We start from the raw sequence: 12,661 nt of genomic DNA on the forward strand, positions 1-12,661 counted from the left end.
CGCGCTGGCGTTCGCAAAGCGCAAACGCGGGTCGAAATCAAGGCGCGCGGTCCGGGTTGCCCGGAACGCGCGCCTCTTTTCCAATCATATGGGGTTCGGCAGCAGGAATCCAACCGGGCCGCGAGGCTTAATCGGGCTTTGAAGCCTGGCCGACGGCAGTGCCGGCCGCACCTCCGATTGCGGCGCCCACAGGGCCGGCGACCACGGCACCTGCGACCGCGCCGGTGGCGGCGCGCTGTTCGATGGTCTGGCCACACGCCGCAAGAGCGGCCGCGGACAGGATCAGGGCGGGAATGACGAGAGGACGCATCGGATACCTCCGGGACAGGAACGTGACTCGGGGCAAACGTGGCGGTTCTCCCGCGGTTCCGCTTCGCGGTCGAGGCCGTGACGGCGAGGCCCGGTGCCTCGCCGTCATGATCGATCAGAACGGCTTGAAGTTGAAGCTCAGATAGAACCGCCGTCCGAACAGGTCGAAGTTGTCCGCCGAGGTGTTGCCCAGCCAGCGCGCCGGATCGGCGTCGAAGGCGTTGATCACCCCGGCCCGGAGGACGAGGTCGTCACGCACCTGCCAGCGGACGGAGAAGTCGTGCTGGGAGTAGTCGCCGGTCTCCAGGTATCTGAAGTCCTCATAGCGATCCAGGTTGGCGACAATGTTGTCGACGTCCTCGATCTCCTGGCTGGCCTGCCAGTCCCAGTCCCAGACGAACGACAGGTCCGGCGTCGGCGACCAGTTCAGCGTCGACAGGAACCGCACGCGCGGCAGGCCGACCGAGTCTTCGAAGTCCGTGGAGTCCGTCGGATCGACGATGTTGACGAAGTCGTGCTGCTCGATCAGCCAGTTGCCGCGGATCGAGTGGCTGAACGTGCCCCAGTCGCGCCCGAAGAAGCGGAACACGTTGGCGCCCCAGCGGGTGGAGAAGTCCACGCCCTTGGCCGTCAGTGCCGCGTAGTTCAGCGACCCCTGGATGAAGCTGGTCACCTGGAAGTTGCCAGGATCACGCGTGATGGTGGCGCAGGCGCCCGTGTTCACTTGATCGCCGTTGACGCACTGGTTCGCCGCGTTCTGGGCCGAGACCGAGGCGATCGCGTCCTCGATCCGGATGTCATAGTAGTCCATGACGACCGTCAGGTTCGGCAAGAGATAGTCCGGCGACCAGACGAAGCCGTAGGTGAAGCTCTCCGACGTCTCCGGCTGCAGGAAGGGGTTGCCACCCGCCAGTCCCGGCACAGATCCCGAGCCGTAGTTCGGCAGGTAGGAGTTGGCGGCGCCGGTGTTGTTAAACGTCAGGTTCAGCCCCGCCGCCGCGGCCAGGGTGGCGCAGTTGGCGATCCGGTTGGTGCGGATGGTCTGGTCGGCCAGGTTGTTGATCACCGTGGCGCTGCAGGGATCGACGAAGCCGTTCTGGAAGGTCTGGCCCAGCGGCTCGTCGGTTTCCGACAGGTTCGGCACCCGGATGGCCGTGGCGGTGGTCGCCCGGAACATCACCTCGTCATTGAAGCGCCACTGGAACTGGGCGCTGTAGGTGTCCTGCTCGCCGACGTTCGAATAGTCGGAATAGCGGTAGGCCCCGCTGATCTCGGCCGCCTGGACAAACGGCAGGTCGCGCAACAACGGAATGCTCAGCTCTGCGAAGACATCGTTGGTGTCGTAGCTGGCTTCGGCGAAGTCCGGACCGGTGTTCAGGAACAGCAGGCGCCCAGCCGTGTCGCGGTTGCGCCCGACGCCGCTGGTGATCTCCTTCCTGTACTCATAACCGACCGAGGCCCCGATCGGGCCGGCGCCCCAGAAGTCCCACAGCTCGCCGGAAGCGAAGGCCAGGAAGTCGTGCTGCTTGTTCTGGTCGGTCACCGTGATGGCGGCCTGCAGATAGTCCAGCGCCTCCTGCGAGAAGCCGCCCTCGCCGAACACCCGCACGGGCCGGCAGCCGGAAATGACCTCGCCCTGGCGCGAATAGGTCACACCGCCCAGCGTCGCATCCGGCACCGGGATGCCCTGGGCGCGCAGGAGCTGCACCCGGCAGACGATCTCGCCCGGCCGGTTGTTGACGATGCCCGCGGTGTCGACCACCGCGTCGACCGCCGCCTGATAGCGGACGATGTCCACGCCCAGCTCGACGTTGGAGTTGTTCATCTCGCCATAGGTGTAGCCGGCTTCCCAGTTGACGTTCCGCACGAAGCCGACATCGCCCGCATCGCCCCGCAGGCCGATGACATAGCGTTGCAGCTCGCGGTTGTTGGTCTGATTGCGCGCCGGCCCATACAGCTTGTGCTGCGCCCGGGGGTCCGCCACCGTTCCGGTCAGCACACCGGCCGAGTTGTAGACCTGACGCACATTGCCCTGGATGGCGGCGCGCACGTTGGCGGGCAGATAGGCGTTGTCCAGCCCGATTTCGAAGGCCGTGGTGGCCGTGATGGCCCCGACCGTCCCAGGCGCGAGCGCCCGGATGTTGAAGTCGTGGAACACCCGCTGACCGGCGTCATAGGTCTCTTCCTCGACGTACTTGGCCTCGGCGAACAGGCTGATGCTGTCGGTGATGTCGAAGTTGAGCCCCGTCTGGAAGCGATAGGCCTCGGATTCGCCGATGCGGCTGGCCTGCCCCTGTTCGGTGTTCTGCACCTGGCCCAGCCCCCCGTTCGACGCCACGCGGGTGAAGCCGGTCTGCGACCGGATCGGACCGAAGGTCACCGGCTGCGACGCCCCCGTCCCGGTGTAGAGGTAGGAGTTGTTGGGATTGTTTGTCGGCGCCAGCGAGAAGCAGTTGGCCGAGAAACTGGTGGTCGGGCAGGTGGCGAACGGGATGTCCGGATCGGACGACGGGCTGGGCTGCACGCCCGTCGCCAGGATGGTCACCCCGCCGAAGTTGGTGCCCCGGATATAGGTGCGGATGTCGCGCACCAGCACCAGGTCCGGCACGCCGTCATTGGGCGTCGCGGCCGGATCCAGGTCGTTGCCCAGGAAGCCCCAGCTCTCACGACGCCAGTCGACGTCGGCATCCAGCACCTCCTCGTTGGCGTTGTATTCCCCAGACACATAGTAGTTCAGGCGGCCATCCAGCAGGTTCTGGCCCCAGATGATCGACAGACGCTCGCTGAGCTGGTGATCCTGGTTGATCTCGGCGATGGACCCGTCGATCTCCAGGCCATCAAAATCCTTCTTGAGCACGAAGTTGACCACGCCCGAAACGGCGTCTGCGCCGTAGACGGCCGCGGCGCCGCCGGTGATCACCTCGACGTTCTCGATCAGCAGGCGCGGGATGGTGTCGACGTCGACCGACAGACTGCCCGGCACGGAGCCGACATGGCGACGGCCGTCGACCAAAGTCAGGGTCCGAACCGTTCCGAGGTTTCTCAGGCCGAGCAGAGACAGGCCGCCGTCGTTCAGGTTCGCGCCCGTCGTGTCCTCCGGAACGATCGAGCCGGACAGGGCAGGGATATCCGCCAGGAAGTCGATGACGTTGACCTCGCCCGACTGCAGCAGGTCTTCCTGCGTCACCTGGATCAGGGGCGTGGGCGAGTTGGCCGGGCTGCGCCGGATGCGCGAGCCGGTGACGATGATCTCGTCGACCTCGGAGGCCTCCTGCCCGTCCTGCGCGGCGGCCATCTGCGGCGCGGCGAAGACGCCCAACGCCAGGCTGGTAATCAGCGTGGTGCCCAGCAGGCGCGCGCGGTTTGAAACACTCATGGTCAGGCCCCCCAGGGAAATCAGAACGGCCAGTCCTCCCGACCGCAGCGCATCATTGCGGGCGGCGTCCTCGAACGCAACAATGCGGTCAGTATTCGGTCGCGGTACGGTCACAATCCCGTTCGGTGCGGAACCTGAGCAACACATCATCGCTCTCATCGGTCGTCGCAGCCGGCCATGAAGAGGATGCCGGTTTCGAGCGGAACACCGCGACCTGCGGCCTGGGGCGGCAAGCCGATCCGCCGCAATCGGGGTATGCGATCTCGGCACCATCCGGCGGCGCCACTCAGTCGGTGAGGTAGAACAGGCCTTCAACCGTCGTCCCCAGTGCCCGCGCAAGCGCCAAAGCCAGCAGGGTCGAGGGCACGAAGATGCCGTTCTCGACGGTGTTGATCGTCTTTCTCGACACCCCTGCCCGTTCGGCCAGCTCGGCCTGGGTCAGACCGGCAGCGGTGCGCGCCTCCTTCAGTCGAGAACCCAGCCGAGGGTCACCCATCCTTGCCGAACTCTCGGTCCAGCCAGACGAAACGCAGGCCGGCCGTCGCCGATGCGGCGGTGATGGCGAACAGGCTGGCGATGACGCCGTAATCCGGATTCCAGAAGAATCCGATCCCGAGCGCGATCGTGACTCCGGCCATCAGAACGGAGAAGGCGGCCGACAGGGCGCGGGCGCGAATGACCTGGGTCAGTTCGTCCTCCAGCCAGCGGCGGTTCTGACGGGTCTGCCCATCCCACCCCATCACCATGGCGGTCACCACCCAGGCATAAAGCACCGGCAACAGCAGGCTGAGATAGTCGCGGAACTCGGCCGCTCCCGACAGGATGTTCGGCAGGCCGATCCAGGCGGCCTGGGACAGAAGAAAGATCGACAGGAAGGGCAGGACCCACAACTGCCGTGTCCGCTGCGCCTGCAGTCGCTCGCGCTTGCTGGCGCCGCCCAGATCGTTCGCCCGGGCCCGGCCCTCATGGTCGATCCAGAGCTTCACCAGACCGACGGCGAAGATCACCATGCCCGCGCCGGCCAACACACCGAAGCCGGTAGCCACGTCGCCCTCGGCGCGCAGGCCGAAGGCGAAGCCGGCGACCGTCGCGATGGCCCCGCCACCGATCAGGAGCCTGCTCCACCACGACGCCTCGGCCCAGTAACCTCCCCTGTCGCGCTGCCGGTCCATCGCTCTACTCCATGTCACCTTGGGGTTACATATCACCTATGGGTTACATCACGTCAAGCGGGGCATTGGCTTTTCCGACCCGACCGATAGGGTGAGGCCTCGTCTCCCGGGGGTGCCTGTCTTGATGTCGTCCGCCTTTGTCCGCCTCGCCGCGACCGGCCTTGTCGCGCTCGCCGCCTTCGCCGCGCCGCTCGCCGCTTCCGCCCAGACCCAGCCCCAGCCCCTGATCGCGGGAACGACTTTCGACCCGGCCGTCCCGACGGTCCGCTCGGTCCTCGGCTACGACAGCGGCGACTTCGTCACCCGCCCGGCCGACGTCCGCACCTATTTCGAGGCCTTGCGGGCCCACGCCAACGACCGCGTCGTCATCGGCGAGTACGGTCGCACACACGAGGGCCGCCCCCTGTGGTGGGCCGCCATCGGCACGCCGGCAAACATCGCCCGCATGGACCAGATCCAGGCCAATTCGCGCGCGCTCGCCGATCCTCGAGTGACGACCCCGGCCCAGGCCCAGGCCATCATCGCCGACCAGCCCGCCGTGGTGTGGATGGCCTATTCCGTCCACGGCAATGAGATCAGCCCCGCCGACGCCGCCATGGCCGCGGCCCACCACCTGCTCGCCTCGCGCGATCCGGCGATCCAGGACTGGCTGTCGAAGACGCTGGTCATCATGGTCCCGACCCAGAACCCGGACGGACGCGATCGCTTCACCGACAGCCTCTACGCCGGGCTGGGCACCCGCCCGAACCCGGACCCCCTGTCGGCCGAGCGCGACGAGCCCTGGCCGTCGGGTCGCGTTAACCACGACCTGTTCGATCTGAACCGCGACTGGTTCATCCAGACCCAGCCGGAAACCCAGGGCCACGCGCCCCTGGTCCTCGCCTGGCGGCCCCAGGTCCTGGTCGACAGCCATGAAATGGGCACAGACCAGACCTTCTTCTTCCCGCCCGAGGCCGAGCCGCTCAATCCGCTCCTGACCCAGAACACGCTCGAGAGCCGCGAGATCATCGGCAGGAACACCGCCCGCCGCTTCGACGAACAGGGCATCGCCTACTTCAACCGCCAGACCTACGACGCCTTCTATCCCGGCTACGGCGACGGCTGGCCGGCCTACCTCGGCTCGGTCTCCATGACCTATGAGCAGGGCTCGGCGCGGGGCCTGATCGCCAGGCGCTCGTCGGGCGAGATCCTGACCTACCGCGAGACGGTCCGGAACCACCTGATCGCCACCCTGTCGACCATCGAGGCCGCCGCCGCCAACCGCGAGCGCCTGCTCAGAAACGCATACGCCTTCGGCCAGGACGGCGTCTCCGGCGGACGCGGCGCGTTCGTGCTGGCCCCCAACCCGGCAGACCCGACCACCGTCGACAAGCTCGCAGGCCTGCTCACCCGCTCCGGCGTCGAGGTCGGCCGCGCCAGCGCCGCCTTCACCGCCTGTGGCCAGAGCTACCCCGCCGGCTCCTACGTCGTGCCGCTGGCCCAGCCCCAGCGCCGCATGGCCGAGGTGCTGCTGAACCAGAACGTCCCGCTGGACGCCGACTTCCTCGCCGAACAGGAGCGCCGTCGCGCCCGGGGCCTGGGCGACCAGATCTACGACGTCACCGCCTGGTCCATGCCGGTGATGTTCAACACACCTTTCGTCCGCTGCGGCACGGTCCCGTCGGTCGCCACGACGTCGGCCGGACCGACCCTGGTCCGCCCCGGCTCCGTCGCGGAGGCCGGCGCCGCCTACGGCTATCTCGTCCAGCCCGGCGTGGCGGGGCTCAAGCTCATGGCCGCCGCGATCCAGCAGGGCGTGGCCGTCCGCTCCATCGAGCGGTCCTTCGAAAAGGACGGCCGCCGCTGGCCGTCCGGCACGATGCTGATCACCCGAGCGGGGGGGCCGGCCGACCTCGACCAGCGCATGCAAACGCTCGCCACCCAGACCGGCGCCCGGGTCACCGGCATCGCCGACAGCTGGGTCGCCGACGGCCCCAGCTTCGGCTCGGACGGCGCTGTCCTGGTCCGCGCACCCAACATCGCTCTGGCCTGGGACGAACCGACCAGCCCCACCGCCGCCGGCGCGACCCGCTACATCCTGGAGCGCGAGTTCGGCCTGCCCGTCACCGTCGTGCGGACGTCCAGCCTGACCTCCGCCGACCTGTCCCATTTCCAGGTCCTGATCCTGCCCGAAGGCGGCAACTACGAAAGCGCGCTGGGCTCTGGCGGCGTCGCCAACCTTCGCGGCTGGGTCCAGCGCGGCGGCACCCTGATCACGCTCGGCCGGGCCAGCCGCCTGATGGCCGACGAGGACGCGGACCTCCTCGCCTCCCGCCGCCAGGACCCGTCGTCGGAAGAAGAGGACGCCGCCGCCGACATCATCGCGGACGAGGCCCACTACGAAAGCCTGATCGGCGTCGCCGAGCCTGGCCCGGCCAGCGTCGCGGGCGCCCTCGCCCTGGCCCAGGTCGACACCGAGCACTGGCTCGCCGCCGGCATCGCCCCGACCGTCAACGTGCTGGTTCAGGGCGCCGACATCTACGCCCCACTCGGCCAGGGCGAGGGCGTCAACGTCGTCCGCTTCGCCGGTCGCAACGATCTCGTCGTCTCCGGCCAGATGTGGGCCGAGAACCGCGCGCGCCTGGCCTTCAAGCCGGCGGTGATGGTCAACGGGCTGGGTCGCGGCCAACTGATCGCCTTCACCCAGGATCCGACCGTGCGCGGTTATCTGGAGGGTCTCAAACCCCTCCTTATCAATGCTGTCCTGCTTGGCCCGGCGCGCAGCTCGCCAAGCTGGTAGGGCTCAGATCAGCAACGCGCCTTCATGGCGTAGCAGCCACGTCTTCCGCTCCAGCCCGCCGCCGAAACCCACCATGGCCCCGTCGGCGCCGACCACGCGGTGGCACGCGAGGACCAAGGGGATGGGATTGCGGTTCAGCGCCACGCCCGCCGCCTGGGCCGCGCCCGGCTCGCCCGCGCGCCTGGCCATCTCGCCATAGCTGATCGTCTGGCCCGCCGGCACCTCGGCCAGCGCCCGCCAGACTCGCGCCTGAAATCCAGACTCGCCCGCCGCCCCCTCCAGCGACCAGTCGATCGCCTCCAGCGCCGACCGCTCGCCTTCGAAATAGCGCCCGATCGCCTGACCCATCGACGCGGGCGCGTCCCCGGCGAGCATGTCCACATCCCCATACTCCCGCCGCATCGCCGACCCCAGGCTTTCGCCGAACGACACCCCTCTCAGCCGACCCTCCGCGTCGACCGCCAGCGCCAGCGGCCCGATCGGGCTGTCGATGCGCGCGACCGCCAGCCTCACCGGCTCATCAGGGCATTGAGCGCGCCATAGTCGAACGCGGCCTCGATCTGCGGCCCGGACCGTCCGTCCGCCAGAAAGGCCCGCGTCATCGCCTCCGCCGCTCCATAGGCCACGGCCGCCATGTTCGACCCGGCGCTGAGCCGACGCACGCCCCACCCCTCCAGCGTCGCCGCATCCGGCAGGGCCGCCCGCGCCAGCAGGTTCAGCGGCAGGCCGAAGCCGACCAGCGCCCTCGCCGTGGCCTCGTCGGTAACGCCAGGCATGAACAGGCCGTCGGCGCCCGCCTCGCGGTACAGCGCCGCCCGCCGCGCCGCCTCTTCCAGCCGCCCCTCGGCCGGACCGATCTGCCTCAGCCACAGGTCGCAGCGGGCGTTGACGAACAGATCGCCGCCCATCGCCGCCCGTATCGCCGCGATCTTCTCGGCGAGCACCTCAGCCGGACCCGCTCCGTCCTCAATGTTGATCCCCACGACGCCGACATCCGCGACCCGCTGCACAAAGGCCGCGACCAGACCCGGATCTTCGGAGAAACCCCCCTCCACATCAGCGCTGACCGGCGACCCGTCCGCCGCCCTGACGATCCGCGCGGTCGCCGCCAGCAGATCGCCCTCGGGCGGCCGCGCCCCGTCGGGCCACCCCAGCGCCCAGGCCACGCCCGCGCTGGTCGTCGCCACCGCCTTCGCCCCCGCCGCGACCGACAGCGCCGCCGACGCCGCGTCCCAGGCGTTGGGAAGGATCAGCAGCCCGCCCTGGTGCAGGCGGCGAAAGCTTTCGACGGGCATTTGGGCATCTCCGGTTAAGCCTCCAGCCTGCCCCGCACGACGATCGAAGTCTCGCGGAAATCGGACATCGACGGTCAGACCGGGGTTCCGACAGAACCGTGACTGCGCCGCGTCAAGGCGATCGCGGCCGCCACGCAACCCGCGAACAGCATCCCCTCCAGACCGCTCGCTGCCGCGTGCGACACAGGACCCAGCCCCGGCTCACCGAACAGCGCCCCGACCGGCTCCAGCGTCAGCCGCGAATCCGGAAAGGCCTGCGCCAGCGTCTGAAGACTGCCGACGAGCAGCCGCCCGCCGATCAGCACGATCCCCACGCCCGCGACCCCGCCGACCAGTCCGCCCGCGACCGCGCGCCGTTTCCACACCCCGCCGATGCGATCGCCCAGCACGACAGCGACGCCGACCGCACCGCCAAGAACCGCGCCCTCCATCGCCCCAGTGATCGCGCCTGGCGCCTGGCCGAACAGCAGCTCGAACGCATCCAGTCCCAGCAGCCGAACCACCGCCCCCACCAGCAGGCCGCCGACCAGTCCCCCGCCGATCCGGCCCAGAACCCCGCCCGCCGCCCGCTCGCCCGCCGCGATGCCGAAGCCCACGCCCGCCCCGCCCGCCAGACCGACCAACGCCGTCACGCAGATCATCACCAGCACGCCCGACGCACCCGCGCCTTCGCCGCCCAGCACGCCCAGCGCCCCATAGACCAGTCCACCGACGACCCCGGCCGCCCCGCCGCCCAGGGTGCCCGCCCGCCCGACCTCGAACACCCGATCCAGGGGCCGCTCCCTGCGCGCTTGGACGGCCGACGGAACCGCCACCATCGCTGCGGCCTCAGCCGGGACCGCGCCGGCCGCCTCGTCCGTCTCCACCACCGTCAGCGGGGCGATGAAGCGATAGCCATGCTTCGGCGCCGTCTCGATCATCCGGGGTCGCGCCGCCTCGTCCCCCAGCGCGCGGCGCAGCGACCGGATCGCCTGCGACAGGGCCTCGTCGGTCACAGGCACGCCCTTCCACACCTCGTCCAGAAACCGCTCCTTGGTCACCAGCCGCCCCGGCTCGGAGACCATCAGCACCAGCGCATCCAGATACCGCCCGCTGACCTCCACCGTCGCCCCGTCGCGCGTCAGCCGCCGATCCTCGGGGTCCAGCTCGAAGCGATCGAAGCGATAGACTCGGCGCGGCACGGGTTTCAGCGTTTCCTCAGGTCCGGCTCAGGACGCTCACCGCCCCGTCGGCCATGCTCGAAGCCTCACCCGATCCGGAGCCCAAGGCAATGACCGACACCCCGACCCCCGCCGCCCCGCCCGAGCGCCTGCTGCCTATCCTGCGCCTCATCGGCTGGGGCTGCGTCGCCGTGCTGCTCATCACCCCTGCGGTGGCCATGCGCTTCAACCCCGAGGTCCAGTGGACCGCCTTCGACTTCCTGCTGGCGGGCGCGATCCTGATCGGCGCGGGTCTGGTCTGCGAGGTCGTGGTCCGCGCCTCCCGCGACTGGGGCTATCGCCTCGGCGTGCTGGTCACCCTGGCCACCTCGATCCTCCTGTTCTGGATCAACGGCGCCGTGGGCGTCATCGGCTCGGAGAACAACCCCCAGAACCTGTGGTTTGGCCTGGTGCTCGCCACCGTCCTGTTTGGCTCCATCCTGGTCCGCTTCCGCGCCGGCGGCATGAGCCTCGTCCTCACCGCCGCCGCCGCCGTCCAGTTCGGCATCGGAACCTGGGCCTGGGTCGCCGACTGGGGCGAGGGCACGGAGAAATGGCCCGTGGTCATCCTCGTCACCACCGCCGCCTTCACCGCCGCCTGGCTGGTCGCGGCGGCCCTGTTCCGGGGAGCGCGGCGGCAGCGCTGAAGGGGGCGCGGCCCGCTCACTGGGTGATCATCGACAAAGCGGCTTAACACCCTACCGACACAGCCGCCCGCTCTCCGCCTCCAGGTGCAGGTGGTCGCGGTGGGCGGCGTTGTAGTCGGGACTCAGGACCGTGCCGAAGACGCGGCAGCCGTCGTCGCGGATGCGGCGCAGGAAGCGAGCCTCCGCGCTGTCGCCGCCCCAGTCGCCTGCCACGGTGATGCGTCGCCCGTCCCGCAGGCGCACCCCGCTGAAATCCAGCGCCGCCGCCCGCGAATGGGCACTGACCCGGGCCGTCTCGCCGCTGTCGTTCCGCACGCCGCGGCAGGCGTAGACGCCCATGTGCTCGATCGCCACGACGTCCGAGCCCAGGATTTCGCGCGCGGCGGGCTCCAGCGACTGGCGCCGCCACAGGCTGACCGCTGCGGCCAGGGCGCACGTCATGGTCACGTCGCCTGGCGTCATCCGCGCCGCCGTGCCGAAGTCCGGCCCCAGCACCCCCGCCGCCGTCAGCCCGCAGGTCGGGCTGTTCATGCGGTCCGGCGTCGGCGTGAACGTCACCCGCGCCGCAGCAAGCTCGGCCTCGCACTGGGCCAGGCTCTGGGTCACCCGCCGCAGCCGCCCAAAGGTCTCGCCGCCGATCGGCTGATCCACCACGCTGGCCCCCGGCGCGACATAGACGCTGGGCCCCGGCGCCACCGGCCCCGGCGGCGGGCTCCACGGCCCGGGCCTCGGGGTCGAATCCGGGATCAACCGCCCGCACCCCGCCAGCGCCAGCACCGCCGCCAGCGCCACGCCCGTCGTTCCTGAAACCCGCATCCGCGAATCGCCTGTCCGTCGCCCCGGCTCCTTGGCTAGAGCATCCCCGGGCCCGAACGAAGGCGCCCCGCTGGACGCCGCCGCGTCTGAGCGAGCCTCAGGCCTCCGGCATGGCATAGGCGGCCGCGCTGATGATGCGGAACGTCGGGGTGTCGTTGATGCAGCCGGAGATGATCGGGCGGCGCGGGCGGCCCGGCTCGGTGATGTCGGCCAGATAGACGCCGCCGTCCGGCGGGCAGATGCGGCGGTCGTTGCCAGCCTCCCTCCGCCGCAGGGGCTGGTCATAGGGGTAGTGGGCCGGATCCCAGGCGCGGCAGGGATCGGCCAGGGCCGCCTCGATCGCCTGGGCGGTCTCGGCCGGAAGCTGTCCCGACTCCGGCGGCCAGCGCAGGTCGGAATCGCGCTGGGTCCGCTCGTACAGGTCCCGGGCCTCGACCGCGGCCTGCTGTTCCGCCGAGCCTGCGGGATAGAGGTCCGGCGGCGGTGGGGGCGGCGGGGGCGACTCGCCATAGTTCCGGTTCTGGCGCCAGACGCCCCAGGTCCCGTCCACCGCCTTCCACACCACCGTGCGCAGGTCATTCTGGTACATGCCGCTGGGCGGCAGGTTGGCGCGGATCACCAGCACGGCGTCAGCCGGGATCAGCGCTTCCGCCGAGGCCGGCAGCTCCACGAAGCCCGTGGCGTTCGGGTCGCGCGGGTTGCGCATCCGCCCCGCCTGCTGCTCGGCCAGCCGGTTCAGGTCCATGTGCGCCACGCCCGGACAGGCCGACTGCGGGGGCGGCGGCGCGCCTCCGGCCGCCAGCCAGGCCTCCACCTGCGGCAGCGGCGTCGTCTGGCACCCGCTCAGCACCACCGCCACGGCGATCGCCCACACCGCCGCCCTGTTCGTCGTCCACCCCATCGCGCGCTCCCCGTCTTGTTCTTCAAGGGAGCGACGCTCCCTTGAAACTGCCGAGGTGTCGACCCTTTCGATCCTGACGACGCCCTGCTGACACCCCCTGTCAGCATCCCCGCCCGCGTCGGCGCGTTGTCTGGCGTCGTCCCCGCCCTCGCCCTACATTCGCGTTC

11 protein-coding genes are annotated in these 12,661 nt (G+C 69.9%); 2 read left to right on the forward strand and 9 right to left on the reverse strand.

Annotated elements, in window-relative coordinates; all coding sequences use genetic code 11:
* Positions 1–127: 127 nt before the first annotated feature.
* The 4 genes from Q333_RS0115585 to Q333_RS0115600 all read right to left on the reverse strand — a co-directional run bounded on the left by Q333_RS0115585 (position 128) and on the right by Q333_RS0115600 (position 4,857).
* Positions 128–310: a hypothetical protein gene (locus Q333_RS0115585; protein WP_029418177.1), complete on the reverse strand. Its 183-nt coding sequence runs from the start codon at positions 308–310 to the stop codon at positions 128–130.
* Between the two features lie 114 nt (positions 311–424).
* On the reverse strand, positions 425–3,685 hold the full coding sequence (locus tag Q333_RS0115590; protein WP_157072493.1) for a TonB-dependent receptor domain-containing protein: 3,261 nt from the start codon (positions 3,683–3,685) through the stop codon (positions 425–427).
* Positions 3,686–3,971: 286 nt separating this feature from the next.
* Positions 3,972–4,181 carry a helix-turn-helix transcriptional regulator gene (locus Q333_RS0115595; protein WP_029418179.1) on the reverse strand — a complete coding sequence of 70 codons (210 nt, stop codon included), beginning with the start codon at positions 4,179–4,181 and terminating at the stop codon, positions 3,972–3,974.
* On the reverse strand, positions 4,174–4,857 hold the full coding sequence (locus Q333_RS0115600; protein ID WP_029418180.1) for a hypothetical protein: 684 nt from the start codon (positions 4,855–4,857) through the stop codon (positions 4,174–4,176). The genes Q333_RS0115595 and Q333_RS0115600 overlap by 8 nt, the downstream gene beginning before the upstream one ends.
* Before the next feature lie 124 nt (positions 4,858–4,981).
* On the opposite strand from Q333_RS0115600, the gene Q333_RS0115605 reads away from it, so the two are divergent.
* Positions 4,982–7,636, forward strand: coding sequence for a M14 family metallopeptidase (locus tag Q333_RS0115605; RefSeq protein WP_029418181.1), 2,655 nt, complete (start codon positions 4,982–4,984; stop codon positions 7,634–7,636).
* A gap of 3 nt (positions 7,637–7,639) precedes the next feature.
* Here the strand turns inward: Q333_RS0115605 and Q333_RS0115610 are convergent, their stop codons facing one another.
* The 3 genes from Q333_RS0115610 to Q333_RS0115620 form a co-directional block, all read right to left on the reverse strand.
* Positions 7,640–8,149: a methylated-DNA--[protein]-cysteine S-methyltransferase gene (locus Q333_RS0115610; protein WP_029418182.1), complete on the reverse strand. Its 510-nt coding sequence runs from the start codon at positions 8,147–8,149 to the stop codon at positions 7,640–7,642.
* Positions 8,146–8,931 carry an isocitrate lyase/PEP mutase family protein gene (locus Q333_RS0115615; RefSeq protein ID WP_029418183.1) on the reverse strand — a complete coding sequence of 262 codons (786 nt, stop codon included), beginning with the start codon at positions 8,929–8,931 and terminating at the stop codon, positions 8,146–8,148. Before Q333_RS0115615 ends, Q333_RS0115610 begins: the two co-directional genes overlap by 4 nt.
* Positions 8,932–9,005: 74 nt before the next feature.
* Positions 9,006–10,112 carry a winged helix-turn-helix domain-containing protein gene (locus Q333_RS0115620; protein WP_051651382.1) on the reverse strand — a complete coding sequence of 369 codons (1,107 nt, stop codon included), beginning with the start codon at positions 10,110–10,112 and terminating at the stop codon, positions 9,006–9,008.
* Between the two features lie 89 nt (positions 10,113–10,201).
* Between Q333_RS0115620 and Q333_RS0115625 the strand changes: the two genes are divergently transcribed.
* Positions 10,202–10,777 carry a hypothetical protein gene (locus tag Q333_RS0115625; protein WP_051651383.1) on the forward strand — a complete coding sequence of 192 codons (576 nt, stop codon included), beginning with the start codon at positions 10,202–10,204 and terminating at the stop codon, positions 10,775–10,777.
* A 51-nt stretch (positions 10,778–10,828) separates the two neighbouring features.
* On the opposite strand, the gene Q333_RS0115630 is transcribed toward Q333_RS0115625, so the two are convergent.
* Positions 10,829–11,593: an extensin family protein gene (locus tag Q333_RS0115630; protein WP_029418186.1), complete on the reverse strand. Its 765-nt coding sequence runs from the start codon at positions 11,591–11,593 to the stop codon at positions 10,829–10,831.
* A 97-nt stretch (positions 11,594–11,690) separates the two neighbouring features.
* A complete protein-coding gene (locus Q333_RS0115635) occupies positions 11,691–12,494 on the reverse strand; it encodes a hypothetical protein (RefSeq protein WP_029418187.1) in 804 nt (267 codons plus the stop codon).
* Positions 12,495–12,661 lie beyond the last annotated feature (167 nt).

The organism is Brevundimonas bacteroides DSM 4726 (genome assembly GCF_000701445.1).
Taxonomy (GTDB): domain Bacteria; phylum Pseudomonadota; class Alphaproteobacteria; order Caulobacterales; family Caulobacteraceae; genus Brevundimonas; species Brevundimonas bacteroides.